The sequence below is a fragment of the Thiomonas sp. FB-6 genome, from assembly GCF_000377645.1.
GTDB lineage: Bacteria > Pseudomonadota > Gammaproteobacteria > Burkholderiales > Burkholderiaceae_C > Thiomonas_A.
In genome coordinates this window covers 23,751-49,273 of record NZ_KB898474.1, presented here as the reverse complement: position 1 = coordinate 49,273, position 25,523 = coordinate 23,751, and the positions used below count along the sequence as shown (strand labels likewise).

21 protein-coding genes are annotated in these 25,523 nt (G+C 69.8%); 11 read left to right on the top strand and 10 right to left on the bottom strand.

The window, feature by feature from the left end; all coding sequences use genetic code 11:
- Both D466_RS0105825 and D466_RS0105820 read right to left on the bottom strand, forming a co-directional pair.
- Nucleotides 1-657, bottom strand: coding sequence for an amino acid ABC transporter permease (locus D466_RS0105825; protein WP_018912775.1), 657 nt, complete (start codon nucleotides 655-657; stop codon nucleotides 1-3).
- A gap of 30 nt (nucleotides 658-687) precedes the next feature.
- On the bottom strand, nucleotides 688-1,491 hold the full coding sequence (locus tag D466_RS0105820; RefSeq protein ID WP_018912774.1) for a transporter substrate-binding domain-containing protein: 804 nt from the start codon (nucleotides 1,489-1,491) through the stop codon (nucleotides 688-690).
- 160 nt (nucleotides 1,492-1,651) lie between these two features.
- Here D466_RS0105820 and cynS point away from each other — a divergent pair, with 160 nt between their 5' ends.
- Both cynS and D466_RS0105810 read left to right on the top strand, forming a co-directional pair.
- The gene (gene cynS / locus D466_RS20735; protein WP_231385669.1) at nucleotides 1,652-2,092 is read left to right on the top strand and encodes a cyanase; all 441 of its coding nucleotides are present in this window, start codon (nucleotides 1,652-1,654) and stop codon (nucleotides 2,090-2,092) included.
- A gap of 234 nt (nucleotides 2,093-2,326) precedes the next feature.
- Nucleotides 2,327-2,866 (top strand): class I SAM-dependent methyltransferase, encoded by a 540-nt coding sequence (locus D466_RS0105810; RefSeq protein WP_231385671.1) that lies wholly within the window; start codon nucleotides 2,327-2,329, stop codon nucleotides 2,864-2,866.
- A gap of 69 nt (nucleotides 2,867-2,935) precedes the next feature.
- On the opposite strand, the gene D466_RS0105805 is transcribed toward D466_RS0105810, so the two are convergent.
- The 7 genes from D466_RS0105805 to iolE are packed head-to-tail and all read right to left on the bottom strand — an operon-like array spanning nucleotide 2,936 to nucleotide 10,826.
- Nucleotides 2,936-4,087, bottom strand: coding sequence for a Gfo/Idh/MocA family protein (locus tag D466_RS0105805; protein ID WP_018912771.1), 1,152 nt, complete (start codon nucleotides 4,085-4,087; stop codon nucleotides 2,936-2,938).
- Between the two features lie 48 nt (nucleotides 4,088-4,135).
- Nucleotides 4,136-4,963 carry a class II fructose-bisphosphate aldolase gene (locus D466_RS0105800; protein ID WP_018912770.1) on the bottom strand — a complete coding sequence of 276 codons (828 nt, stop codon included), beginning with the start codon at nucleotides 4,961-4,963 and terminating at the stop codon, nucleotides 4,136-4,138.
- Between the two features lie 10 nt (nucleotides 4,964-4,973).
- Entirely contained in the window at nucleotides 4,974-5,819 is an 846-nt protein-coding gene (locus D466_RS0105795) for a 5-deoxy-glucuronate isomerase (protein WP_018912769.1), read from the bottom strand.
- Complete coding sequence (gene iolC, locus D466_RS20730; RefSeq protein WP_018912768.1) at nucleotides 5,816-6,847, bottom strand: 5-dehydro-2-deoxygluconokinase; 1,032 nt, start codon at nucleotides 6,845-6,847, stop codon at nucleotides 5,816-5,818. The genes D466_RS0105795 and iolC overlap by 4 nt, the downstream gene beginning before the upstream one ends.
- Entirely contained in the window at nucleotides 6,844-8,022 is a 1,179-nt protein-coding gene (locus tag D466_RS0105785; RefSeq protein WP_018912767.1) for a Gfo/Idh/MocA family protein, read from the bottom strand. Before D466_RS0105785 ends, iolC begins: the two co-directional genes overlap by 4 nt.
- Before the next feature lie 32 nt (nucleotides 8,023-8,054).
- Nucleotides 8,055-9,905, bottom strand: coding sequence for a 3D-(3,5/4)-trihydroxycyclohexane-1,2-dione acylhydrolase (decyclizing) (iolD, locus tag D466_RS0105780; protein WP_018912766.1), 1,851 nt, complete (start codon nucleotides 9,903-9,905; stop codon nucleotides 8,055-8,057).
- Nucleotides 9,906-10,826, bottom strand: a complete 921-nt coding sequence (iolE, locus tag D466_RS0105775; protein WP_018912765.1) for a myo-inosose-2 dehydratase — start codon at nucleotides 10,824-10,826, stop codon at nucleotides 9,906-9,908. It abuts the gene before it with no gap.
- 273 nt (nucleotides 10,827-11,099) lie between these two features.
- Here iolE and D466_RS0105770 point away from each other — a divergent pair, with 273 nt between their 5' ends.
- The 3 genes from D466_RS0105770 to D466_RS0105760 all read left to right on the top strand — a co-directional run bounded on the left by D466_RS0105770 (nucleotide 11,100) and on the right by D466_RS0105760 (nucleotide 13,758).
- Nucleotides 11,100-11,939: a MurR/RpiR family transcriptional regulator gene (locus tag D466_RS0105770; RefSeq protein WP_018912764.1), complete on the top strand. Its 840-nt coding sequence runs from the start codon at nucleotides 11,100-11,102 to the stop codon at nucleotides 11,937-11,939.
- 272 nt (nucleotides 11,940-12,211) lie between these two features.
- A complete protein-coding gene (locus tag D466_RS20725) occupies nucleotides 12,212-12,790 on the top strand; it encodes a MurR/RpiR family transcriptional regulator (protein WP_018912763.1) in 579 nt (192 codons plus the stop codon).
- 53 nt (nucleotides 12,791-12,843) lie between these two features.
- Nucleotides 12,844-13,758: a glutaminase gene (locus tag D466_RS0105760; RefSeq protein WP_026284939.1), complete on the top strand. Its 915-nt coding sequence runs from the start codon at nucleotides 12,844-12,846 to the stop codon at nucleotides 13,756-13,758.
- Nucleotides 13,759-13,786: 28 nt separating this feature from the next.
- Here D466_RS0105760 and D466_RS0105755 read toward each other — a convergent pair whose 3' ends face one another.
- Nucleotides 13,787-15,793 carry a sigma-54-dependent Fis family transcriptional regulator gene (locus D466_RS0105755; protein WP_018912761.1) on the bottom strand — a complete coding sequence of 669 codons (2,007 nt, stop codon included), beginning with the start codon at nucleotides 15,791-15,793 and terminating at the stop codon, nucleotides 13,787-13,789.
- A 310-nt stretch (nucleotides 15,794-16,103) separates the two neighbouring features.
- On the opposite strand from D466_RS0105755, the gene adh reads away from it, so the two are divergent.
- From adh to D466_RS0105725, 6 genes are all read left to right on the top strand, one after another.
- Nucleotides 16,104-17,624, top strand: coding sequence for an aldehyde dehydrogenase (adh, locus tag D466_RS0105750; protein ID WP_018912760.1), 1,521 nt, complete (start codon nucleotides 16,104-16,106; stop codon nucleotides 17,622-17,624).
- Between the two features lie 28 nt (nucleotides 17,625-17,652).
- Nucleotides 17,653-18,033: a DUF779 domain-containing protein gene (locus D466_RS0105745; protein WP_018912759.1), complete on the top strand. Its 381-nt coding sequence runs from the start codon at nucleotides 17,653-17,655 to the stop codon at nucleotides 18,031-18,033.
- 122 nt (nucleotides 18,034-18,155) lie between these two features.
- Nucleotides 18,156-19,865, top strand: coding sequence for a PQQ-dependent dehydrogenase, methanol/ethanol family (locus tag D466_RS0105740; RefSeq protein ID WP_018912758.1), 1,710 nt, complete (start codon nucleotides 18,156-18,158; stop codon nucleotides 19,863-19,865).
- A gap of 70 nt (nucleotides 19,866-19,935) precedes the next feature.
- Entirely contained in the window at nucleotides 19,936-21,072 is a 1,137-nt protein-coding gene (locus tag D466_RS0105735) for a cytochrome c (RefSeq protein ID WP_018912757.1), read from the top strand.
- The gene (locus D466_RS0105730) at nucleotides 21,069-23,342 is read left to right on the top strand and encodes a TonB-dependent receptor (RefSeq protein ID WP_018912756.1); all 2,274 of its coding nucleotides are present in this window, start codon (nucleotides 21,069-21,071) and stop codon (nucleotides 23,340-23,342) included. The genes D466_RS0105735 and D466_RS0105730 overlap by 4 nt, the downstream gene beginning before the upstream one ends.
- Nucleotides 23,343-23,345: 3 nt before the next feature.
- Nucleotides 23,346-25,475 (top strand): TonB-dependent receptor, encoded by a 2,130-nt coding sequence (locus tag D466_RS0105725; RefSeq protein ID WP_231385668.1) that lies wholly within the window; start codon nucleotides 23,346-23,348, stop codon nucleotides 25,473-25,475.
- The last annotated feature ends 48 nt before the right edge of the window (nucleotides 25,476-25,523 follow it).

Here is a 25,523-nt window from a genome sequence, read left to right as displayed (position 1 = left end):
TCAGCTCCGGAAGGCCAGGGTCTTGCCGATGCGGGCCAGCAACTGGCGCACGGCGATGGCCAGCAGCAGGTAGGCGACGGCCGCGATGGCGTAGGCCTCGAAACTGCGGAAGCTGCGCGAGGCGATCAGGTAGGTGGCGTAGGACAGCTCGGGGGTCGAGATCTGGCTGCACACCGCCGAGCCCAGCATGACGATGATGATCTGGCCGGTCAGCGCCGGCCACACGCGCCGCAGGGCCGGCGGCAGCACCACGTGCACGAAGGACTGGCGCGTGCTCAGGGCCAGGCTCGCGGCCGCCTCGAGCTGGCCTCGCGGGATCGACTGGATTCCCGCGCGCACGATCTCGGCCGAGTAGCCGGCGAGATTGGCCGCCATCGCCAGCACCGAGGCCTGCGCCGGCGATAGTCGCAGGCCCAGGCTGGGAAGGCCGAAGAACACGAAAAAAAGCTGGACAATGAACGGAGTGTTGCGGATCGCCTCGACATACACCCCCGTGAGCGCGCGCAGCGCGGGGCTGCGTGCGGCACGCGCCCAGCCCAGCAGGATGCCCGCCACCATGCCGAACACGGTGCTGAGCAGGGTCAGTGCGACGGTCCAGGCCAGCCCGGAGGCCAGCAGCGGCCACTGGCGCAGCACGGCGACGAAGTCGAGGTTCATGGCGGATCCCTCAGGCAGCCAGCGCCGGGGTCACTGCGGCAGATTGCCGGCCGGGCGCCCCAGCCAGTGCTCGGACAGCTTGTCGAGTTCGCCGTCGGCCTTGGCGTGGTCCACGATCGCGTTCACGCGCGCCAGCAGCGCCGGCTGGCCTTTCGCCATGCCGATGAAGTTCGGAGAGTCCTTCAGCACGAACTTCAGCTGCGCGTGCAGCGCGGGATTGTTCTGGATCATGGTCGTGGCAACGGACACCCCGGTGGCGACCAGCTGGACCTGCCCGGACACGAAGGCCGAGATGGTCGAGGCGTTGTCGCCGAAGCGCTGAATTTGCGTGCTTGCCGGCGCGACCTTGCTGAGCTGGATGTCCTCCACGGAGCCGCGGGTCACCGCGATGCTCTTGCCGGCCAGCTCGGCCGGGTCGTGCAGGCCCATCGATGCGGGCCCGTACACCGCCAGGAAGAACGGCGAATAGGCATGGCTGAAGTCGATCACCTTCTCCCGATCGGCGGTCTTGCCCAGCGTGGAGATCACCAGCTCGACCTTGCCGGACTGCAGGTAGGGAATGCGGTTGGAACTGGTGGCGGGCACGAGCTCGGCCTTCACGTGCAGTTGCTGCGCCACGTACTCGGCCATGGCCACGTCGAGGCCCTGGGGCTTCATGGAACTGTCGACGAAGCCGTAAGGTGGAAAGTCCGTCGGGATCGCCACGCGCAGGACCTTGTCGTGCTGGATGCGGGCAAGGTCGTCGGCTGCGCTCGCCGGGGTGGCAAGGGCCGCGAACACGGCGGCGGCGAACAGGGGCTGCAGCAAGGCGAAGGCGAAAGTGCGGCGATTCATGGCGGGTGCTCCGGGAGTTGCGGGAAGTCTGGGCGCGGCCCGGCGTGCCGAGGGCGTCGCGGGGATTGCATGCAATCCGCGTGCCAACTCCACGCAATCCGGTATGCAGGCGCGCGCCTAGCTGGAGCCTCGCGGCCCCAGGCCGGCCCGCACCGCCCCGGTGCGCCGCAGCCGGGTCCATGCACCACCGCGGTCCTCGCCGCACCAGGGCCATGGGCCCCGCGGCCAGCGCGGACGCGGCCGCACGGCCGCGGCGCAGGCGGCGGTGCTGGGCGAGATCTTCGGCCTGCCCGCCGAGGCCGTCGCGCTGCTGCAGGTGGTCCCCTACAAGGGATGCCTGCCGACGGCCGTGCCGAGCGACCCGCTGATCTACCGCTTCTACGAGGTGATCTCCGTCTACGGCACCACGTTGAAGGAACTGATCCACGAGGAGTTCGGCGATGGGATCATGTCCGCCATCGACTTCAGCATGGACCTGCAGCGCGAGCCCAACCCCGCGGGCGACCGCGCCCGCATCGCGCTGTCGGGCAAGTTCCTTCCCTACAAGACCTACTGGCGCCCCGCCCCGAGCGTCGCGGCGCCGGCAAGCTCCCCGCCGTGATGGCATGGGCGCCGGCGCGCTGGAAGAGCGCGCGCGCTGCCCCCGTGCGTCGGCTATGTCGGCCCTAAGAATTGCCGCCGATAATGCGGCTGGCCGCGTGGCAGGCCTGGAATCCATGCTCGGGAACTCATGAACCATCTCGGACCGCTTCAAGACCGGCTTCGTCGAAGGAAGTTGCGGCCCCATCCGGCCGTCGCGCGCCTGCGCCGCAGGATGCGCCGCATCGTGCCCTCCATGTTCCTGCGGGAGTGGATCCACCATCCCGCGGCGGTCGGGGCCGTATGGCCCAGTTCAGGTCGCCTCGCCCGCCGCATGGCCGCCTGCGTCCCGCGCTGCGGCGATGGCCTGGTGGTCGAACTGGGAGCGGGAACGGGTGCGGTGACCCAGGCCTTGTTGGAGCATGGCATCGCCGCGGAGCGGCTCGTGGTGGTCGAGCGCTCGCCGCACTTCGTCCGGCACCTGCGCCGGAAGTTTCCCTCGGTGACCGTGCTGCACGGCGATGCGCGCCGGCTCACGGAACTCGTGCCGCCCCGCGCGCGGGTCGACGCCATCGTGTCCAGCCTGCCCTTGCGCTCGCTGCCGCAGGCCGATGCGAGAACCATCGTCGCGCAATGGGGGCAGGTGCTTCGACTGGGCGGATGCGCCGTGCAGTTCACCTACGACCTGCGGAACCGGCTGCACTACGAACCCTCGGGCCTCAGGCAGTGCTCCACGCACCTGGTCTGGGCCAATGTCCCGCCCGCCCGCGTTTTCACGCTCGAAGCCTGTTCCTGAACCCGCGGGCCCGAACCGCCGCGGACCGGCCGGGCATCGCCGCCCGCCCTGCGGGGCGGGCGCGCCGGCTCATGGCGCCTCCACGCGCTCCCAGGCTCCGCTGCGGGCGCTTCGCGCCGCAGCCTCCACGATCAGCAGCCCCTTCACGCCGTCGAGCACGCCGGGAAAGAGGTCGGCCTCGGCCGGCGGGCGATCGCCCTTCAGGCGCGCCGCCACCACCTCGGCGAATTCGTCGTACAGGTTGGCGAAGGCTTCAAGGTAGCCCTCTGGGTGGCCCAGCGCCACACGCGTCGAACGCAGCGCGCCCGGACTCATCGCCGGATCGAGCCGCCGCGTGAGCACCTGGTCGAAGCCGCCGGCGCGGCGGTGCAACAACCGGTTCGGCTCCTCCTGGTGCCATTCGAGCCCCCCCAGGTCGCCATGGATGCGAAAACTCAGTCCATGCTCGGAACCCGCCGCGGCATTGGTCACCCACAGCGAGCCGCGCGCGCCGTTGGCGTAGCGCATGAGCGTGGCCACGTAATCGTCCACCTCCCCGCCCGGACGCGTGGCGCCGACGTCGGCGCACAGGCTGGCGATGTCCTGCCCGGTGACGTAGGCGCCCAGGTGAAAGGCATGGGTGGCGATGTCCAGCAGCACGAGCGAGCCGCCCACGCGGCCGCCCTGCATGCGCCAGCCGCTCGAAGGCCCGGGCTCCGCGAGGTTGCCCTGCACGTATTGCAGCTGCACCTGGCGGATCTCGCCCAGTTCCCCGGCCCGCACCATGTCGCGGGCCTGCCGCACCATGGGATAGCCGCTGTAGCAATAGGTGACGCAGAACTCGGCGCCCGCCGTCCGCACCCTGGCGGCAAGCTCGCGCGCGCTGGACACGTCGGTGCTCAGCGGCTTGTCGCAGAGGATGTGCAGGCCCGCGTCCAGCGCGGCCATGCAGATCTCGAAATGGCTGTCGTTCGGGGTCATCACCGCCACCACGTCGATTCCGTCCTCGCGCCCGGCCTCGCGCGCGAGCAGTTCCCGCCACGACCCGTACACCCGCTCGGGCGCGAAGCCCAGCCGCCGGCCCTCCTCCGCCGCGCGCCGAGGGTCCGACGACAGCGCCGCGGCGACCAGGTCGTACTTGCCGTCCAGGCGGGCGGCGATCCGGTGCACCGGCCCGATGAACGAGCCCGCACCGCCGCCGATCACACCGATGCGCAAGCGTCGGCCCAAGCGTTCCATCATCACGAGTCTTCCTCCTGTTGCTTGCAGGGCCGGGCGAGCCCGGCGGGCTCAGCCCAGCATCCGCATCACGCGCGTGGCCTCGGCCTGCAGGGCTCGCACGACCGGCTTCATCAGCGTGAGCCGGTCGAAGCGCGCATCGTCCTCGGCCAGGCTCTGCCGCAGGCTTCGGGCGAAGGTCATGCGCATGGTCGTGCCGATGTTGAACTTGGCCACGCGCATGGTCTTCAGGCGCCGCATGTCGGCATCGCGAATCCCGCTGGTGCCGTGGATCACCAGGGGCAGCCGGGTCAGCGAGGCGATGTGCTGGAGGCGCTCGAAGTCGATGACACTGGTGGCGGTGGTCATCCGGTGCACGTTGCCGACCGAGACCGCCACCGCGTCGACTCCGCTGTGCTCGGCGAAGCGGGCGGCGTCCTGCGGGTCGGTAAGTTCGTGCCGGATGTGGTCGCGTCCCTCGGTGTAGGGAACCGAGCCGACTTCGCCCTCGATGGTGGCGCCGAAGGCGTGGGCGACGGTGGCGACACGCGCGGTGCTCGAGATGTTGTCCTGCAGGGGCATTTGCGAGCCGTCGAACATGACCGAGGTGAAGCCCGCGCGCAGGGCGGCGAACACGACGTCCTCTTCGTAGCAGTGATCCAGGTGCAGGCACACCGGGACGCTCGCCTCCTGCGCGAGGCCGCGCATCATTCCGGCGAAACCCGCCACGCCCATGTGCTCGGCCATGTCCTTGTTGCAGGCCACGATGACGCCGCGCCCCAGGTGCTCGGCGGCCGCGATGACGGCCACCGCTTCCTCGTTGCCGAAGACGTTGAAGGAGGGCACGGCGTAGCGGCCCTGGATCGCGTCCGGCAGCAGTTCCTTGAGCGTCACGAGCATGGCCGGTCCCTCACTTGAACCTGGCGATCATGTTCTTGATGCCGGGAATGGTCTCGATCTGGTACGCATGGTGGGGATCGAAATACTGGACCAGGGATTTCGAGTGGGCGCCCACGATGACGGTGAAGTAGTACATCTCGTAGCCGGGGGCCGCCACACTGGGGTGGTAGCCGCGGTCGATCGCGATCACGCTGCCGCTGCGCACGTGGTAGACCGGGCCGTAGTCGTCCTCGTGAGGGTAGACGAACTGGGCGCCGAAGCCATGGTCGGGGTTGAAGCGGAACTGATAGACCTCCTGGAATTCAGTCTCCTGCGTACCGCGCTCGGCATCGTGCTTGTGCGGAGGGAATCCCGACCAGCCGCCCGCACCCACGGTGAACAGTTCGCTGACCAGAAGCCGGCCCCGGCGCCCGGAGTTGGCCTGGCCGAGCAGGTGCTTGATCTTGCGGTGCGTCTTGGTGTCGTCCGACCCGTACTGGATCCTGTCCACATCGCCCTGGCGCACGTCGAAGGGCTCCAGGGCCTGGTCGAATCGTCCGCCGCCGATCATCAGATCGAGGCTGTCGCTGACGCAGACGATCTCGGCCCGGGCTCCGACCGGCACGTACACGCCTTCCGGATCGCCCTCCCACAGGTGGGCACGCTTGCCCACGGCCACGAAGGCGTGCCCATCCACGCTCACGTTGCAGCTGCCCGTGGCGGGCACCAACATGGTCTCGTAGCCGGGAACCTGATGCTCGAAGCGCTCGCCGCGCCGCAGCCGCACGTGGTTGAAGTAGCACAGCGGGGTCGTCGGGTCGCCGGCGCCGATGATGGGCTGGTTGCGGTTGTCGTGGGGCGGGATATGTCGGCTCATCGTGAATCCTCCATGAATGCCTGGTCGGCTTGCGGCGTGCCGGCCGCCCGCGACTCGACGAAGGCACGCAGTTGCGCCAGGGTCGGCATGGCCTCGGCACAGGCGTCGCCGCTGACGTTGATCGCGGCGCCCGCGGCGCCCCAGCGCAGCGCTTCCTGCCAGGAAGCTCCGCCGATCAGCGCCCACAGCACGGCGGCAGCGAAGGCATCGCCGGAGCCGAAGGGCTTGCGCGACTTCACCGGGAAGATGCCCTGCTCGAAGATGGCGCCATCGCGCAGGTGCACGCGGCAGCCGCGCGGACCGTCCTTGACGATGACTGCCTGCGCCGCGGCGTCGAGCAAGGCCCGTACCCCGGCATCGGGCTGCCCGCCAGCGCGGCAGCCTGCCTCGCCGAGCACGGCGAATTCCTCGCGGTTGCCGATGACCAGGTCCGACAGGGTGCAGGCCATGCCCAGCGTGACCGAGGCCTCGTCCGCGCCGCTCCAGCCGTAGGGCCGATAGTCCAGGTCCAGCACCACCACGGCACCCGCCTGCCGTGCCAGGCGCATCGCGTGGATCGCCGCCTCGCGGCTGGGGCTGGCCGAAAGCGCGGTGCCCGTGACCAGCAACGTCCGCGCGCCGGCGATGGCCTCGCGGTCGACGTCCGCCGGCCGCAGTTGCAGGTCGGCCGCATCGCGCCGGTAGATGATCACACGGCAGTCCTCGGGACGCATCTCCGTGAAGGCCACGCTGTTGAGCGCGCCGCTGGTGTCGGTGCGCAGCCAGCGCACGTCCACCGCGTTGTCGGCCAGGAACTTGCGCACGTAGCGCCCGAAACCGTCGTCGGACACCACGCTGAGCATGGCCACCCGCAGCCCGAGCCGGGCCGCGCCGGTGGCGATGTTGGCCGGCGATCCGCCGACCGACTTGCGAAAGCTCGTCACCTCCTCCAGCGGCGTACCCTCCTGCTGCGCGTACAGGTCCACTCCGGCCCGCCCGAGGCAGATCAGGTCGGTGGCACGGTCGGCGGGAAAGCACGGGGTGCTCATGTCCGCATCCGCTCCAGGGGCATCCACTGGCTGGCGGCATCGGCCGACTGGGCGCAGCGCACCATGAAGCGCACGCCTTCCAGGCCATCGACCACCGTGGGAATCCACGCTCCGGCAAGCGCCTCGCGCGCCGCGGGCTCGCTGGACATGGCCAGGGCGAAGCGGCGGTACAGATTGGCCCAGGAGTCGAAGTAGCCCGCGGGATGCCCGCCGCCGACGCGCTCGAAGCGGGCGGACGCATCGAGGTAGCCATGCCCGCGCTCGTAGCTCATCTCCGGCTGGCCCACGAAGGCCACCTTGAGCTGGTTCGGATGCTCGTCCCACCACTCCACGCTGCCCTTGGAGCCGACCACGCGCACCTTCAGGCCGTGCGCGCTGCCGACGTTGACGGCGCTGGCCCACAGCGAGCCGACGGCGCCACCGCGCAGGCGCATCAGCACGTGCGCATCGTCTTCGAGCGGAGCCCGCGAGGCCACGAAACTGCTGCGCATGCAGCTCAGGGATTCGACCTCCAGCCCGGAGATCAGTCTGCCCAGCTGGAAGCAGTGGGTGGCCAGGTCGCCGATCACGTAGGTCGGCCCCGAGGTGGACGGCGTGACCCGCCAGCGGGTTCCGGGGTCCGCGCCCTCGACCTCGGTCGCGTGGTAGCCGTGCGCGAACTGCATGTGCACGATGCGGATGTCGCCCAGTTCGCCCTTGCGCACCATGGCGCGTGCCTGGTGCACCATCTCGTAGCCGGTGTAGCCGTACATCACGGCGAACACGCGCTGGCGCGCCCGGGACAAGGCCAGGAGTTCCTCGGCCTGCGCCTCGTCGATGGTGATCGGCTTTTCGCAGATCACGTGCAGGCCGGCCTCCAGCGCCGCCTTGCAGATGGTGTAGTGCGAGTTGTTGGGGGTGGCGACCGTGACGGCCTCGATGCCGTCGGGCCGGGTGGCCTCGGCCGCGAACATGGCCTGGTAGTCGGCGTAGCAGCGCCCGGCATCCAGGCCCAGGCCCTGACCGAATTCGCGCCCGCGGGTCGCGTCGATGTCGAAGGCGCCCGCGAGCAGTTGCATGAGGCCGTCGCGCGAGGCCGCATCGCGGTGCGAGTAACCGATCTGGCTGCCCTTGCCACCACCGACCATGCCCCAGCGCAGGGGCTTTTCCAGCAATCGACCTTCGACGAACATCATGGACCGCGCTCCGTTGTGAATGATGGCCTGGATCAGATGCCGCGACGCTGGTGCGCGCGCCCCTGGTTCCACTCCCTGACCGCCTTCTCATGATCGGCCGAATGCGAGGTCTCGGGAAGGCCCACCTCCCACCAGCAATCACACTCCGACCAGCGCGCCGGGTCGACGTCGACCACGATCACGTAGCTGATGTCCGATTCTCGCGCGCGAGCGAAGGCGGCGTCGAAGTCCTCGGCGCCGCGAATCTTCTCGGCACGGGCGCCCAGCGCGCTCGCGTGCCGGACGAAGTCGACCCGCGGCACCTCGCTGCCTGGCCGGCGGCAGTGTTCGAGCAGGTTGTTGAACGAGGTGTTGCCGGTGTTGCGCTGCAGCTTGTCGATCACCGCGAAGCCGCCGTTGTCGCAGACCACGACGATGAGCTTGCGGCCGCTGAGCACCGAACTGTAAAGCTCGGAATTGAGCATCAGGTAGCTGCCGTCGCCCACCAGCACGATGGCCTCGTGCCCGGGGCGGGCGATTTTCACGCCCCAACCCGCGGCGATCTCGTAGCCCATGCAGGAATAGCCGAATTCGATGTCGAAGCAACCGATCTGCGGGCTGAGCCAGTTCATGTTGAGCTCGGCGGGCAAGCCGCCCGCGGCCGTCACGACCGTGTCCCCGGGCCGGATCAGGCGATTGACCGCGCCGACGATCTCGGCATAGGAGGGCGTGGCGCGCGTGGGGCGCGTGCGCTGCGCGACCTGCAGCTTCCACTGCGCCGCGCGCTGCGTGGCCTGTTCCGCCCACGACCGCGGCGCCTGCCAGGCGCCCAGCGACTCGTGCAGCGCGTCCAGCGCCGCGCGGGCGTCCGCGCGCAAAGCCACGGCGAAATGCTTGGCCGCGTCGTGGCGGCCGACGTTGATGCTCACCAGGGTCATCGAGGGATCGCGAAACACGCTCCACGATCCGGTGCTGAAGTCCTGCAGGCGCGTGCCCACGGCCAGCACCAGATCGGCCTGTCCGGCCATCGCGTTGGCCGAGTCGGAGCCCGTGACGCCCAGCGGCCCGGCGTTCATGGAGTGCGACTGCAGCAGCGCCGCCCGGCCGGCGATGGTCTCCACCACCGGAATGCCGTGCGCGCTGGCCAGGCGCTCGAGCGCGCCGGTCGCCTGCGCGTAATGGACCCCGCCGCCGCTGATGATCAGCGGCCGCGCCGAGCGGCGAAGCAGCGCGGCCACTTGCTCGACGAGTTCGGGCTCGGGCTGAGGACGGGCGATGCGGTGGACCCTCGTGGCCAGGAAGGCTTCGGGAAAGTCGTAGCTTCGGCCCTGCACGTCCTGCGGCAGCGCGAGGAAGGCAGGCCCGCAGGTCTCCGGATCCAGCATCACGCTCACGGCCTGCGGCAGGGTCTGCACGAGCTGCGAGGGCGTGAGCACCCGGTCCCAGTAGCGCACCAGGGGCTTGAAGGCGTCGTTGACGCTGAGCGACGGGTCGTGAAAATGCTCCACCTGCTGGAGCACCGGGTCGGGCAGCCGGCTGCTATGCGCGTCGCCCGAGAGCATCAGCAGCGGCAGGCGGTTGGTATGGGCCACCCCGGCCGCCGTCAGCAGATTGCTCGCGCCGGGACCGATGGAGGTGGTGGCGACGGCGATGCGCCGCCGCAGGTTCGCCTTCGCGTAGGCCACCGCCGCCAGCGCCATCGACTGCTCGTTCTGGCCGCGCCACACCGGCAGTTCGTCGGCGCCTTCGAGCAGCGGCTGCGAAAGGCAGGTCACGTTGCCATGGCCGAAGATCGCGAACACACTGCCGAACAGCGGCTCGGCACGGCCGTCGATCTCGATGCGCTGCGCGCGCAGGAAGCGCGCCAGCGCTTCGGCCACGGTCAGCCGGATGGTGCCCGACATTCAGGCCTCCCAGACGCCGTCGCGCGCGCTGTAGCCGCCCGCGGCGAGCAGGTCGGCGATATTCCTGTGCGCCAGGCGGGCGTAGGTGAGCGGGTGCGCCAGCGCCGGATCCTGCTCCGCCTCGACCACGATCCAGCCTTCATAGCCCGCCTGCCCGAGCAGGGTCAGCAGCGGCTCGAAGGCGATGGCTCCGTCGCCCGGCACCGTGAAGGCGCCGGCCAGCACGGCGTCGAGGAAGGATTTGTCGGCGGCACGCGTCTGGTGCAGGACGGCCGGGCGCACGTCCTTGAAGTGCACATGGGCGACGCGCGGGGCCAACTCGCGCAGCAGGACCGCCGGGTCCGCGCCGCCGAAGGCGGCATGGCCGCTGTCGAAGGTCAGCCCCACGGCCTCGCCGGTGCACTCCAGCAGACGCAGCACGTCCTGCGGCGTTTCGATGATGGTGCCCACATGGTGGTGAAAGGCCAGCCGGATGCCGTGCTCGGACAGCAGCCGCTCGGCCAGGGCCGTCAGGCGCGTGCCATAGCGCCGGAACTCTTCGGTGCCGAGCACGACCCGCGAGGACAGTTTCCTGTGGATGTCCCCATGCACCGTGTTGCGGACCTCACCGTAGACCATGGCCTTGACGCCCGCGGCGCGCAACAGGGCCACGTGGGGCGCGATGGCCTTCCACTCGGTCTCCACGTCGTCGCGCATCAGGTTGCCGCTGCACCAGCCCGAGGCCAGGCGCAGGCCGTGGCGCTGCAGAAGCGGCAGCAGCACCTGCGGGTCCCGCGGGTACTTGGCGCCCATCTCGGTTCCGGTGAAGCCGGCCTGGCGCATTTCCGAGAGGCAGGTCTCAAGCGCGATCTCTCCGCCCAGTTCCGGCATGTCGTCGTTGGACCAGGTGAGGGGGCTGATCGCCAGTTGGATCTTCGACATGGTGCGTGGAGCGCCGGCGTGTTCGAGCGCCGCGAGGTGTGGGACTGGGAACCCAGCTTAGTGTCGGTACGCCGTGAAGTGAAATCGGGCTTTCACTTACGGCTGAAATATTTTCACTAGGAGCGGGGGCCTTTCAGAGTAAATCCAGGTCGAGGCCATGGACCCGCGTAGAATTCGGCATTGAAATAGTTTTGACTTCCACTCTCGCGGCAGCTTCCACGAAGGCGAATCGTCTTGGCCAATCGAGTCCTGTTGACCTCAGCGCCGGCTACCGTGGAAGGACTGCGGAGCGCCACGCAGCAGCACCAGGGCAAGCTGAGCCCGAGGCTGGCCCAGGTCGCCGAGCTGCTCCTGCGGGAGCCGCAGATGGTGGCCTCCGAGACCTCGCGCGAACTGGCCAGTCGGCTCCACGTTCCGCAGTCCACCCTGACCCGGTTCGCCAAGGTCATGGGCTACCCGACCTTCAAGGAGGTGCAGGCGCTGCTGCGCGAGCACTACGTGTCGCGCCCTCGCGACTACGTGGAAAGAATCCGCAGCGCGCAGACCGCGGACCCGCTGCACGCGGCCCCGTCGAACCTCCTGGCCGAGCTGGCACGCGAGGTCGAACGCTCGGTGCACGCGACCGCGATGGAGTTGCCCCCCGAGCGCCTGCGCCAGACCGCGGCGCTGCTCAGGAACGCCAGCGAGATCTGGGTGCACGGCGTGCGCAGGGCCTTTCCCGTCGCCGCCTACCTGCACTACCTGCTGCTGAAGGTCGGCATGCGCTGCAGCATGCTCGACCAGTCCGCCGGCCTGCTCACGCCCTCGCTCGGACGCCTTCATGCCGGAGGCGTCCTGCTGGTGGTCACCTTCTCGCCCCACGCCCCCGAGACGGACCAGGTCATCGCGGCGGCCCAGCGCAGCGGCGTCACCACCGTGACCATCTCCGATCCGCTGCCCCACAGCCACGTCAAGGACAGCGCGATCCGCTTCGAGATCCGCGAGGGCGAGATCCTGGGCTTTCGCTCGCTGAGCGCATCCATGTTCGTGTGCCAGGCGCTGGTGGTGGAGATCGCGCGCAGCCTGAGCGCCCTGCCCGCGGATCCGGCCGAGGCGCGCGCCGCCGGTTCCTGAGCGCGGCACCGTCGGGATTCGCCCGGCAAAGTGAAAATTTCCGGATTTTAGGGAAATTCCCTAGAAAACATTTTCATTTTTTTCTCGTCTTGCTCTACAGTTGCGACTGAAGACCGCGCGTTTCGAGCCGCGGACTCCGCACCAGCGCCCCACCTTCGCCATCCGGGAACGCGCTGGATCCGTTCGCAGCCGAGGAGACGACTTCATGCAAGGATTCGCGATCGCCCTGGCCGCAGCGCCGGATCGCCGCGCGGGACGGAGGCACTGAGGCGATGGGCAGCTCCACCTCGAGGGATGCGCCCGCGCAGTTGAGCAATGCGCAGATCGCCACCGGCTTCCTCGACGAATCGATCGGTGCCATGCACGGGCTCCAATCCGCGCTCGACGCGCAAGCCTTCGACCGCGCGGTGCTCATGCTGGCTCGGGCCGATGCGATCTGGCTGCTCGGCTCGCGACGCCTGTTCCCCATCGCCGCCTACCTGGACCATGCCTTTCGGCACACCGACAAGCGCGTCGGACTGATTACCGGACTGGGAGGCATGCAGGAAGGCGAGGCGCGCTCGATCCGGCGCGACGACGTGCTGGTGGCGATTTCCTCCGCGCCGCACGCGCCGGATCTGCTGGCGATCGTGGACGACGCACGTGCCCGAGGCGCCGGACTGATCGCGATTTCCGACACCCGCCTGGGCCGCTCGCCCGGGCCGGCCGAATGCCACCTGTTGGTGCAGGACAGCAGCCGCTTCGGCTTTCGCTCCCTGGCGGGCACCATGGCCCTGGCGCAATGCCTGTTCGCCGCGCTGGCCTACCGGCTCGGCCTCGGCGCGGCCCCCGGCCCGGAGACCAGATCGTAGGGCCGGGCGCAACCCTTATGATGCTTCGCCACTGGTGATACTTTTGGCGGAATATGCGCTATCAAGCGGTTCTAGACCGTGTGCATCGAGAAATCCAGCCCTGGATCGGCGGCGGCGAGGTCGCGCACTACATCCCCGAGCTGGCGCGGATCTCGCCGCACAAGTTCGGCATGGCGGTGGTCACCATCGACGGGCAGGCGTACGCGGTGGGCGATGCGCACGAGCGCTTTTCGATCCAGAGCATTTCGAAGCTGTTTGCCTGCACGCTGGCGTTCCAGCTGCTCGGCAACGAACTCTGGCAGCGCGTCGGGCGGGAGCCTTCGGGAACGGCCTTCAACTCCCTGATCCAGCTGGAGACCGAGCGCGGCAAGCCCCGCAACCCCTTCATCAACGCGGGGGCGCTGGTGGTGACCGACGTGCTGGCACGGCGCTTCGTGCGCGCCGAGACCGCGGTGGTCGAGTTCATCCGCAGGCTCATCGCGGTGCCGGATGTCGACTACGACCCCCGCGTCGCGCTGTCGGAGATGGCGCACGCGCAACGCAACCGCGCCATCGCTCATTTCATCGACAGCTTCGGCAACATGCGCATGCCCCCCGATCTCGTGGTCGAGGCCTATTGCCGCCAATGCGCGATTTCGATGAGCTGCCTGGAACTTGCCCGTGCCGGCCTGTTCCTGGCCAACGGCGGCGTCGCCCCGATCAGCGGGGAGCGCATTCTCGACCCCAGCTCGACCAAGCGCCTGTCGGCGCTGATGCTGACCTGCGGCACCTACGACGCCGCGGGGGATTTCGTCTACCGCGTCGGACTGCCCGCGAAAAGCGGGGTCGGCGGCGGGATTCTCGCGGTCCTTCCGGGAGACATGGCGGTCTGCGTCTGGTCCCCCGGACTCGACACCAACGGCAACTCCCACGCCGGGGTACAGGCCCTGGAACTGATGACCACCTACACCGGCCGCTCGATTTTCTGACGGGGTGCCCGAGCGGCTGGAGCCGGTATCAGCGCTCAGGCTCGTCCCGGCGTGGGCCGCCGGCCTGGCGATACAAGGTGCTGCGATGCACGCCCAGCATGCGCGCGGCGCGGCTGACGTTGCCCCCGCAGGCCTGCAGCGTGGCCTGGATCGCCGCCGCCGTCACGCTGCGCAGATCGCCGGGCGCGACCGGCGCGACCGGCGCGACCGGCTCGACCAGCATCACGTCCTGTACGCGCGACCCGGCACGGTAGCGCAGTTCGTCCGGCAGGTCGGCCAGGTCGACCCGACCCTGCGGTCCGGCCAGCGCGGCCAGCGTCCGGCACATCGCCGTGAGCTGGCGCCAGTTCCCCGGCCAGTCATGGGCCAGCAGCACGTCGCGCGCCTGCGGGCTCAGGCGCACTCCACGCCGCAGCAGCAGATTGCGCAGCATTTCATCGATACGCGCGGCGCGGTCCGGGAGAGTGCGCAGCGCGGGCAACTCGACCATGAAATGCTGCAGCCTGTAGTACAGGTCGGTGCGAAAGCTTCCCTCGGCCGCCATCGCCGAGAGATTGCGGTGGGTCGCGCAGATCAGCGCGAAGTCGACGGCGTGCGCGCGCCCTCCTCCCAGCGGCTTGACCTCGCGATCCTGCAGCACGCGCAACAGGCGGGCCTGAAGCTGCAGCGGCATGTCGCCGATCTCATCGAGGAACAGCACGCCGCCGTCGGCCTCGCGCACCAGTCCCGCCTGGCCCCGCCTGCGCGCGCCGGTGAAGGCGCCGTCCTCGTAGCCGAATAGCTCGGCCTCGATCAGCCCCTCCGGCACCGCGGCGCAATTCACCGCGATGAAAGGCCCCGTCGCTCGCGTGCTGGCGCGATGCGCCTGACGCGCGAACACCTCCTTGCCGACGCCGGACTCTCCGGTGACCAGGATCGGGATGTTGGAATTGAGCACCCGCACGGCGCGCGCCAGCTGCGCATCGCGCGCCGCATCGCCGATGATCGCCGGCGCATCGGCGTCGCGCGGGTCGGAACAGGTCGAAATCCCCGGGATCGGCTGCGTCTGCACCGGCTGCGTCTGCACCGGCTCCGTCGAGACCGGCGGCGCCATCCCCGCGCCGGCCGCCTGCGTGCGCACCCAGCTGGCGTACCAGCTGGTGTAGCGGCCCGGCTGCATCAGGTGGGGGCGCAGCTCCAGGCTGCAGCCATCGCCCGCCCCCGGCAGGGCCGCGAACAGGTCCTCGACGTAGCGGTCACGCAACTGGCCCAAGGTCATGCCGAGCACCCGCAGGGCGGTGCGGTTGGCGCCCACGACGATGCCGTCGCGCGTCCACAGCAAGGCCTCGCGGTGACTTCCCAGCAGGGCGGGGTCGTGCGCGAAACGCAGGATCTCGGTGCCGAAGGCGCGCGCGTCGAGCGCCATGCGGTGCTCGATCATCTGCGCGGCCATGCGCACCAGTCCGACCGTCTGGGCCTGGATGCACCGCGGATCGCCGGAAACGTCGAGCAGGCCCATCACGCGGCCGTCGGGCGCCAGCAGCGGGGCGCCGGTGCAGCCGATGGCGGCGTTCTGCTCGAGGTAATGCTGCGGCCCGACGACAGTCACCGCGCAGCACTCGGTCAGCGCCGTGCCGATGGCGTTCGTGCCGCGGCTGCGCTCGGACCAATCGACGCCGGGCATCAAGGCCACGCGCTGAGCCTTGGTCATGAAGGCGTCCGAGCCCGCCGCATCGAGGATCAGCCCCTCGGGGTCGGCCAGCAGCACGATGACCCGGGCCGGGACCAGGGCCTCGGCCAGCGCCTCCAGCTCGGGCAGCGCGTGCCGGCGGAGGTTGGCCTGAGCGTCGCGCCTGGAGAACAACTCCTGGCGAGGCAGAGGCTCGGCCGCATCGCTTCCCGGCGAGGCCTCGATGCAACGCCTCCAACTGCGGCGAATGGGTTCCGGCACCAGCGAACCCGGATCGTCGCCGCGTTCGAAGAACAGGCGGCGGGCCCTGTGAAGTTGGTCGGCGGCGCTTGCCGCACCTGTGTCGGCGCTTGGCTGATGGTGCACGAATTGTCTCCCCGCAGCTCTCACGGCCGCATGCTCGATCACCTGCTTGGGCAAAGTGTCGCACTCGACACCACCGTTGTCGACTGTCGCGCACTGCGACAGTCGCTTTGTCGCGCAGGGGCTCCTCCGCGACATGCCGCGGGCCCCGAAAAAACCCTAGCCATCCGCGCAACTCCTTGTTTTTACGAGGGAAGTTTTTCCCGATGCGCGGCGCCGCGCGCTGGCACGCAACCTGCGTTGCAAGTAGCGAGTCCGCGGCTTCGCGGCTTCGACCCGTTTTCCGGACAACTGACCCTGCAAGGAGATCTCAATGGACATGCTCGAACCGGGCAAATTCGGCAGCCCCGTGGCGTTCAAGCGACGTTACGGAAACTTCATCGGCGGCAAGTGGGTGGAGCCCGCCAGCGGTCAGTACTTCGAGAACGTCACCCCGGTGACGGGCAAGGTCTTCTGCGAGGTGCCCCGCTCCAATGCCGAGGACGTCGAGCGAGCGCTCGACGCCGCCCACGCGGCCAAGCAGGCCTGGGGCCGCACCTCGCCGGCCGATCGCGCCGGGATCCTCAACCGCATCGCCGACCGCATGCAGGCCAACCTGGCCACGCTGGCAGCGGCGGAGACCTGGGACAACGGCAAGCCCATCCGCGAGACCACCGCGGCCGACATTCCGCTGGCCATCGACCACTTTCGCTATTTCGCCGGGTGCATCCGCGCCCAGGAGGGATCGGTGGCCGAGATCGACCACGAGACCTACGCCTACCACTTCCACGAGCCGCTGGGCGTGGTCGGCCAGATCATTCCCTGGAACTTCCCCATCCTGATGGCAACGTGGAAGATCGCGCCGGCGCTGGCCGCGGGCAACTGCGTGGTGCTCAAGCCGGCCGAACAGACGCCGGTGAGCATCCTGGTGCTGATGGAGATGATCGAGGACCTGCTGCCGCCGGGGGTCCTCAACGTGGTCAACGGCTTCGGGCTGGAGGCCGGCAAGCCGCTTGCGTCGAACAAGCGCATCGCCAAGATCGCCTTCACCGGCGAGACCACCACCGGGCGCCTGATCATGCAGTACGCCGCCCAGAACATCATCCCGGTGACCCTGGAACTGGGCGGCAAGTCGCCCAACGTGTTCTTCGACGACGTGATGGCGCGTGACGACTCCTTCCTCGACAAGGCGGTCGAGGGCTTCGTGATGTTCGCGCTCAACCAGGGCGAGGTCTGCACCTGTCCCTCGCGCGCCTTGGTGCAGGAGTCGATCTACGACCGCTTCATGGAACGTGTGCTCCAGCGCGTGGCGGCCATCAAGCAGGGCAACCCGCTCGACCCGCAGACCATGATCGGCGCGCAGGCCAGCAGCGAGCAGATGGAGAAGATCCTGTCCTATCTCGACATCGGCCGCCAGGAAGGCGCGAAGGTGCTCGCCGGGGGCGCGCGCGGCGAGCATGCTGGAGAGCTCGCCGGCGGCTACTACGTGCAGCCCACGGTGTTCCTGGGCCACAACAAGATGCGCATCTTCCAGGAGGAGATCTTCGGCCCGGTCGTGTCGGTGACGACCTTCAAGGACGAGGCCGAGGCGCTGGAGATCGCCAACGACACCCTGTACGGCCTGGGCGCCGGGGTGTGGACCCGCGACATGAACACCGCGTTCCGCATGGGACGCGCGATCCAGGCCGGGCGCGTGTGGACCAACTGCTATCACGCCTATCCCGCGCACGCGGCCTTCGGCGGCTACAAGCAGTCGGGCATCGGACGCGAGACCCACAAGATGATGCTCGACCACTACCAGCAGACCAAGAACCTGCTGGTCAGCTACAGCGAAAGCAAGCTGGGCTTCTTCTGAAGCCGGCGGCCGATCGGTGGAGACGACCTTGAACCATGCCCCGCCCCCGCAGGTGACGGCCACGCCGGCGACCCTGGAGCTGATCGAGCGCCTGCGGGCCGAGCATGGCGAGCTGATGTTCCACCAATCGGGTGGCTGCTGCGACGGCAGCGCGCCGATGTGCTTCGCCGCGGGCGAGTTCCTGGTCGGCGAGGCCGACCGCCTGCTCGGGCACATCGGCGGCATGCCCTTCTACATCAGCGCCGCGCAGTTCGAGTACTGGAAACACACCCAGCTGATCATCGACGTGGTCGGCGGGCGCGGCGGCATGTTCTCGCTGGACGGGCCCACGGGCCGGCGCTTCCTGACTCGTTCGCGCCTGTACGACGACGCCGAATGGCGGGCGCTGCAGCTCGCCGGCCGCGTCTGAGCCCCTTCGACGCAACGACCAGGAGACGACCACCGCCCCGATGACTTCCCACGCAGTACCCAGGACGACTGGCTGGACACAGCCGACAACAAGCCCAACGACTCGCTGAACAGGAGACAACGATGCATCCATCCCGCAACCTCGCGCGCCACGCACGCGCCTTCGCGCTTTCCGCGCTGGGGCTCGGCCTGGCCGGCAGCGCGCTGGCCGCCGGCTATCCGGCGGTGACCCAGCAGCGCCTCGACGCCGCCGCTGACAGCACCCAGTGGCTGACCTACTACCACTCCTACGGCGGCGAGAGCTATTCGCCGGCGCAGCAGGTCGACACCGGCAACGTGCACCAGCTGAAGATGGTGTGGTCCTACAAGTTCCCCGCCGATCTCACGCAGGGCTTCGAGTCCGTGCCGGTGGTCAACGGCGACTACATGTTCGTGACCACGCCCAAGGACCATGTCTACGCCTTCCAGGCCAGCTCGGGCAAGGAGCTGTGGAACTTCGACCCCCATCTTCCGAAGATCGCCTACAAGACGGTGTGCTGCGACGTGGTGAACCGCGGCGTGGCCCTGTACGGCGACAAGCTGTTCGTGGCCATGCTCAGCGGCGAGGTCGCCGCGCTGGATGCGCAGACCGGCAACGTCGACTGGCGCAAGCAGGTGTTCGACCCGGGCATCGGCTACGCCTTCACGCTGGCGCCGCTGGTGGCCAACAACAAGCTCTACCTCGGCAGCGCCGGCGGCGAGTACGGCGCGCGCGGCTTCATCGAGGCGCTGGACGTGAACAACGGCGACAAGGTGTGGAAGAGCTTCAACGTTCCCGCTCCCGACGAGAAGGGTGGAGACACCTGGCCGAAGGGCATGTACCTGCACGCGGGCTCCCCGGCCTGGCTGACCGGCACCTATGACCCGGCCAGCAACACCCTGTACTGGGGCGTGGGCAATCCCGGCCCCTGGCTGGCCGAGTTGCGCCCGGGCAAGAACCTGTATTCCGACTCGCTGCTCGCCCTCGACGGTGACAACGGCTCGCTGAAGTGGCACTTCCAGTACACCCAGCACGACACCTGGGACTACGACGGCGTGAACACCGCGCTGCGGGCGAAGATCCACTACGAGGGCAAGGACTACGACGCACTGCTGCACGCCGATCGCAACGGCTTCTTCATCGCCATCGATCGCCAGACCGGCAAGCTGATCTACGCCAAGCCCTTCGTGCGCACCGAGTCGGTGGTGGGCTACGACAAGAACGGCGAGTCGATCAACGACCCGAAGAAGTACCCGACGGTCGGCACCGAGATCCGTACCTGCCCGCAGTTCCTGGGCGGCAAGAACTGGTGGTCGATGGCCTATGACCCGCGTTCGCACATCGTGGTGATCCCCACCCTGCATGCCTGCGGCAGCTACAACGGCACCAAGGTCAGCTACATGCAGGGCCTGCCGTACCTGGGCGAGGGCTTCGGCATCCATCCCGAGCCGGGAAGCAAGGGCTATGGGGAAGTGCAGGCCATCGACGTCGACACCGGCAAGCGGGTCTGGGGCCACTGGAGCAAGATGCCCTGGAACGGCGGCGTGACCGCCACCGCCGGCGGCATCGCCTTCACCGGCTCGCTGCAAGGGCACCTGTACGCCTTCGACACCAAGACGGGCAAGGTCCTGTGGAAGAGCCCGAAGCTGGCCAGCGGCATCGTCGCGCAGCCTTCGGTGTTCGAGGTCGACGGCAAGGAATACGTCGCCATCCTGACCGGCTACGGCGGTGCCAACCCGATCTGGGGCGGCCCGATGGCCACGATGACCAAGGACGTCCCGCGCGGCGGCACGCTGTACGTGTTCTCGCTCTAAGGCGCTCTCGGGGCCGGGCCCGGCCCGGCCCCGCGGCGCCCGCCTTCCCACTCCAGCCGAAGTCCCTCCCATGAAGCAGAGCCATCTTCTGTTCGCGGCCGCGTTCGCGCTCGCCGCCCATTGCGCCCAAGGCCGGGAAGTCCGGCTTTGCACCTTCCCCCACAGCCCCACCCGGGCCGTCGACTCCGCCGTCGCGCACGCCGTGTTCGGCCGTCTGGGCCAGCCCTACCGCGAGGTGGACCTGCGCCGGCAGCTCGACGGCGGCGCCGTCGCCCCGGCCCGGCTGGCGCACCTGCTCGACAGCTCCTGCGACGTGTTCGCCGGGGTGGCGAGCTCGGCCGCCGACCGCCCGTCCGGGCCGCTGCTCGAATCCGCTTCCTACGCGGCCGCCGACTTCGTCGAGTTCAGGCTTTCCGGCGCGCCGGACCATGGCTCGGTCGCGGTGGCCTACAGGACTCCCGCGCAGATGATCGCGGCCGAGGCCGGGATGCAGGACTTCACCATCGACAACAGCGCGGACGCGGTGATCGACGACGTGGCCGCCCAGCGCTCGCCGCGCGGCATCGCCTGGTACCCGGCGCTGCGGGCCTATGCCGAGGCCCACCCCGACACGCGTTTCGACTTGCGGCCGATACAGACGCGTCTTGCGCACTGGACCCTTCACTTCGTCGCCGGCAGGCACGAGCGCGTCCTGATCGCCAGGATGTCGGGCGCCACCCGCGCCCTGAACCGCGAGGGCCGGCTTCAGCCCCTGACGGCCGCGCTGGAAGTTCCCGCCGGCTCGGCGCAGCCCGCCGAGGCCCATGCACAACCGGTCGCGGACTCCACGCCCGGACAGAGCGCCGGCACCGCCGCGTCCGCCGCGCCGACGGCGGCCTTCGCCGCCGACCAGGTCGGCCCCGGCAGGCAGCTGTACGCCGCCGAATGCGCCAGGTGCCACGGCGACAAGCTCGAGGGACGCACCGCGCCGGCGCTGGCGGGCTCGGCCTTCGCTCCCTCGCAGGGATCGAGCATGACGGTCGGCGGCATCTACCAGTACATGCAGACCAACATGCCCGCCGACAAACCCGGGCAGCTCAAGCCCGCCGAGTACGCCGACCTGATGGCCTTCCTGCTGCACGCCAACGGCTACGCGCCCTCGGGCAAGGCGCTGACACCGGAGGCCGCCGGCAACGACTCCTCGCCCTTCGACTCCTTCGTCCCATGAGTCCTGCGCGCCGCCGCTTCTTGTTCGCCGCGCTGCGTTGCGCGACCGGCGCGGCGCTGCTGCTGCAGTTGCTGCCGGCGCGGGCGACGCATGGTGAGCAGGCTCCGGCGCGGGCCTCGGCACCCTCGCCCACGGTGCGGCTGGCCACGGTGACCGTGGCGACTCCAGCGACCACGGCATCCAGCAGGGTTCCCAAGGGCTCCTACACGGTGGTCGCCCGGCAGTTGCACGAACTGTCCGCCACCTCGCTGCCCGATGCGCTGGCCGCCCGCTTGCCTGGGGCCGCGCTGACCCACGAGCAGGGCAACGACTGGCAGCCCACGCTGCGCTACAACGGCTTCGCCGCCTCGCCGCTGCTGGGCACGCCGCAGGGCTTCTCGGCCTACGTGGATGGAGCGCGCGTCAACGAGGCCTTCGGCGACACGCTCAGCTGGGACCTGATCCCCCCCAACGCGATCCGCTCCATCAGCCTGGTGCCCTACGCCGACCCCGTCTACGGGCTCAACACCCTGGGCGGCAGCCTGCTGGTGCGCACGCTCGACGGACGCAGCGCACCGGGCGGCGAGATCGAGTTGCGGGCCGGCAGCTTCGGCCGCGACTCCGAGCAGGCCCGCATTGCGAGCACCCAGGGGCCGTGGAGCTATTTCGTGGCCGCCGCCAACGCGCACGACGACGGCTTCGCCCCCTACTCCCCGAGTGCGCGGCGCAGCCTGTTCGCCAAGGTCACCCGCGACGACGGCGGCCACCACCTGCGGCTGAGCTACACCTACGCGCAAAGCCGCCTCTCGGGCTCGCAGACCCTTCCCCTGGGCTGGATGGACACGCCCACGGCGATCTACTCCGCGCCCGACTACGTCGACAACCAGCTCGGCTTCCTCCAGCTCGGCGACACCGAGGACCTGGCCGGGCACTGGCGCCTGAGCGCGCACGCCTACCTGCGCAACAGCGAGCAGAGCGGGTTCAACAGCAACGTCAACAACGCCTACGACGGCGCCCCCCCGAGCCTGGCCGACCCGGTGGCCACCAACACCGCCAGCACGCTGCGCCAGCGCACGCGCGGGCTGAGCCTGGCCGCGCGCGACGCCTCACCGCTGGCCGGGCTGCCCAACGTGCTGGACCTGGGCGTGGACGCCCAGCATCAGCAGGTCGATTTCGCGCAGCGCCAGCAGGCGGCCACGTTCACGCCGCAGCGCTACGCCGTGGGCATCGGCCCCTTCGACCAGGCGCCCGTGAACCTGGGCGTGACCAACACCTACGCCGGCGCGTACGTCCAGGACGCGCTGTCTCCCACGCGCTGGCTCGGGCTGAACCTGGCGGCGCGCTACCAGCACGCCGACGTGAACATGCAGGACCTGCTGGGCGGCCCGCTGGGCGGCCGGCACGCCTTCTCGCGCTGGAACCCGAGCCTGGGCCTGGAGCTGCACCCCACGCGCACCGGCTCGTACTTCCTGCGCTACGCGCAGGGCATGCGCGTGCCCATGCCCGTGGAGCTGAGCTGCGCCAGCCCCACCGCGCCGTGCACGCTGCCCAACGTGCTGGTCGCCGACCCGGCGCTGCAGCCCGAGATCGCGCGCACGACACAGGCCGGCGCGGCATGGCACCTGGCGGGGCTGCGCGTGCGCGCCCTGCTCACCCACACCGATCTCGCGAACGCCCTGCAGTTCATCAGCCTGGCGACCATGAGCCAGGGCTACTACGCCAACATCCCGCGCGAGCTCATGCGCAGCGCGACCGTCGACTTCGCCGGCGGCTCCGAGCGCTGGGAATGGACGGCGTCGATCAGCCGCACCCTGGCCACCTACGAATCCGGCTTTCTCGTGCCCAGCCCCGCCAACTCCTCGGCGAACGCGAACGGCACCATCCAGGTCGACCCGGGCGCCCGCATTCCCGACATTCCGGCCTGGACCGCCGCCGCCTCGGCGCGCTTCACGCCCAACCAGCGCTGGGCGCTGCGCACGCGCCTGACCGCCTTCGGCCGGCGCTACGCGCAGGGCGACGAGAACAACCAGGACACCCGCGGCAGCCTGCCCGCCTTCGCGGTGCTCGACCTCGGTGCCCGCTACCGCATCGATCGCCACTGGAAGCTCGATGTGTCGGTGCACAACCTGTTCAACCGCAGCTACTACGACTTCGGCCAACTCGGCACGAACGTCTTCACGGGCCCGGGCCGCAGCTACGCGACCAACCCGGCCGATTGGCAAAGCGCGCAGTTCGTCGCGCCGGGCGCTCCGCGTGGCGCCTGGCTGGGCCTGCGCTACTCCTGGAGCTGAGACATGATTCGCCCCCGAGACATGCGCCTACCCCGCCGCGTCGTGGCTTCACGACAAGCCGGCTTCGTGCTGTGCGGCGCGGCGCTGTGGGCGCTCTGCAGCTCGGCGCGGGCAACCCCGCCGGAGGCGGCCAGCGCGCCCCAGGCCTTGCAGACCGTGACCGTGCAGGGCATGGCCTACGGCGCCCAGGCAGTCCACCTGCCGTCGACGGCCACGGTGCTCGATCGAGAGCGCCTGGTCCAGGGCCAGCAGCAGGTCAACCTGTCGGAGACGCTCAACCAGGTGCCGGGCGTGGTGGTCAACAACCGGCAGGACTACGCGCAGGACATGCAGCTTTCGATCCGCGGCTTCGGCGCCGACTCGCCCTTCGGCGTGCAGGGCGTGCAGATGAGCCTGGACGGCGTGCCGCTGACCATGCCCGACGGCCAGGGCCAGTCGCAGCTCATCGACCTGCCGATGATCGGCGCCATCAAGATCATCCGCGGCCCCTTCGCCGCGCTGTACGGCAACTCCGCCGGCGGGGTGATCGAGGCCTACACCGAGGACGCCCCCGATCCCGCCGCGGCCAGTCTGGCCGCCTGGCTGGGGCCCTGGGGCAGCCGCCAGAGCACGCTCATCGGCGGCGCCCGCAGCGGCGACCTCGGCGCCGTGGCCGGGCTGAGCGACTTCCGCACCGACGGCTGGCGCGAACACGCCAGCGCATCGCGGCAGCAGTTCAACACCGTGCTGCGCTGGGGCGACGGCGGCGACGACCGCTACCGGCTGGTGTTCAACGCTCTGGACCAGCAGGGGCTCGACCCCGGAGGGCAAACGCTGGCGGAGTACCAGGCGAACCCGCGCGGCGTCGCCGCGTCGTCGCTGAGCTACGACACGCGCAAGAGCGTGCGCGCACGCCAGAGCGGCCTGAGCTGGGAGCATCGCTTCGACGCCGCCGACACCCTGCAGCTCAGCGCCTATGGCGGATCCCGCTCGATCACCCAGTACCTGGCCTTCAGCGGCAGCTTCGCCCAGTCCGCGGGCGGGGTCGTGGCGCTGGACGACGCCTTCGGCGGCACCCGCGCCACCTACTCGCACCAGGGACTGCTCGCATCGCGTCCCTACACCCTGGCCGCGGGCCTGGACTACGGGCGCGAGAACGAGTTCCGCAAGGGCTACGTGAACGACCTCGGCACCCAGGGCGCCTTGCGCAACGACCAGTACAACGTGGTCGACAACACGGCCGTGTTCGCGCAGGCGGACTGGAAGCTCACGCCGGCGCTGTCGCTGAGCGGCGGGCTGCGCCACGACCGCGTCGCCTTCGAGTCCACCCCCGGCGCCGATGCCCCGCTGGCTTCGGGCACCGGCGGCACCGCGCGCTACGCCGCCACCGATCCGGTGCTGGGCCTGCTGTACAAGCTCGACGCCGCCAACCGGGTGTACGCCGACTGGGGCCGCGGTTTCGTCACGCCCACCTTCTACCAGCTGGCCTACCGTCCCGGCAACCAGCCGGGGCTGAACCTGGGGCTGCAGCCCATGCACCTGAACAACCGGGAGCTCGGCTGGCGCGTCGACTTCGGGCGCCTGCGCGCGCAGGCCGCGCTGTACGACATCACCGCCGACAACCAGATCGTCGTCGACACCAACACCGGCGGGCGCACCACCTACATGAACGCAGGCAGCACGCGGCGCTACGGCACCGAGCTCAGCCTGGATGCGCGGCTGCCCGGCCACCTGCAGGCCAGCGCCGGGTTCAGCCTGATGCACATCCGCTTCGTCGGCGGCCCCTACGACGGCGCCAGCATGCCCGGCGCGCCGCAGGAGCAGGCCTACGCCGCGCTGACCTGGCGCCCGCTCCTGTCCTCCCTCGCCCTGCGCGGCTTCTACACCCGCATCTCCCTGCTCGGGCGCTCCCACGTGTACGTCGATTCGAGCAACCACGCCACGCCGGCGGCCGGCTGGGTGGCGCTGAACTGGGCGGCCGGCGTGGAACAGCGACGCGGCCCCTGGAAACTGTCCGAGTTCCTTCGCGTGGACAACCTGGCCGACCGCGGCTACGTCGGCGCCGTGGTGGTCAACAGCTCGAGCAACCAGTACTACGAAGGCGCGCCCGGGCGCGCCTTCAGCGCCGGAGCGAGCATCACGCGCGAGTTCTGAAGCCGGCCGGCGGCATGTCCTTGCCTTTGCGCTCCCTCCACGCCCTCC

Excerpts from the sequence above, each read along its gene's own strand:
- D466_RS0105825 (WP_018912775.1), bottom strand. The coding sequence starts at position 657 with ATGAACCTCGACTTCGTCGCCGTGCTGCGCCAGTGGCCGCTGCTGGCC.
- D466_RS0105820 (WP_018912774.1), bottom strand. The coding sequence starts at position 1,491 with ATGAATCGCCGCACTTTCGCCTTCGCCTTGCTGCAGCCCCTGTTCGCC.
- D466_RS0105810 (WP_231385671.1), top strand. The coding sequence starts at position 2,327 with ATGTTCCTGCGGGAGTGGATCCACCATCCCGCGGCGGTCGGGGCCGTA.
- D466_RS0105805 (WP_018912771.1), bottom strand. The coding sequence starts at position 4,087 with ATGATGGAACGCTTGGGCCGACGCTTGCGCATCGGTGTGATCGGCGGC.
- D466_RS0105800 (WP_018912770.1), bottom strand. The coding sequence starts at position 4,963 with ATGCTCGTGACGCTCAAGGAACTGCTGCCGGACGCGATCCAGGGCCGC.
- D466_RS0105795 (WP_018912769.1), bottom strand. The coding sequence starts at position 5,819 with ATGAGCCGACATATCCCGCCCCACGACAACCGCAACCAGCCCATCATC.
- iolC (WP_018912768.1), bottom strand. The coding sequence starts at position 6,847 with ATGAGCACCCCGTGCTTTCCCGCCGACCGTGCCACCGACCTGATCTGC.
- D466_RS0105785 (WP_018912767.1), bottom strand. The coding sequence starts at position 8,022 with ATGATGTTCGTCGAAGGTCGATTGCTGGAAAAGCCCCTGCGCTGGGGC.
- iolD (WP_018912766.1), bottom strand. The coding sequence starts at position 9,905 with ATGTCGGGCACCATCCGGCTGACCGTGGCCGAAGCGCTGGCGCGCTTC.
- iolE (WP_018912765.1), bottom strand. The coding sequence starts at position 10,826 with ATGTCGAAGATCCAACTGGCGATCAGCCCCCTCACCTGGTCCAACGAC.
- D466_RS20725 (WP_018912763.1), top strand. The coding sequence starts at position 12,212 with ATGGGCAGCTCCACCTCGAGGGATGCGCCCGCGCAGTTGAGCAATGCG.
- D466_RS0105760 (WP_026284939.1), top strand. The coding sequence starts at position 12,844 with ATGCGCTATCAAGCGGTTCTAGACCGTGTGCATCGAGAAATCCAGCCC.
- adh (WP_018912760.1), top strand. The coding sequence starts at position 16,104 with ATGGACATGCTCGAACCGGGCAAATTCGGCAGCCCCGTGGCGTTCAAG.
- D466_RS0105740 (WP_018912758.1), top strand. The coding sequence starts at position 18,156 with ATGCATCCATCCCGCAACCTCGCGCGCCACGCACGCGCCTTCGCGCTT.
- D466_RS0105735 (WP_018912757.1), top strand. The coding sequence starts at position 19,936 with ATGAAGCAGAGCCATCTTCTGTTCGCGGCCGCGTTCGCGCTCGCCGCC.
- D466_RS0105730 (WP_018912756.1), top strand. The coding sequence starts at position 21,069 with ATGAGTCCTGCGCGCCGCCGCTTCTTGTTCGCCGCGCTGCGTTGCGCG.
- D466_RS0105725 (WP_231385668.1), top strand. The coding sequence starts at position 23,346 with ATGATTCGCCCCCGAGACATGCGCCTACCCCGCCGCGTCGTGGCTTCA.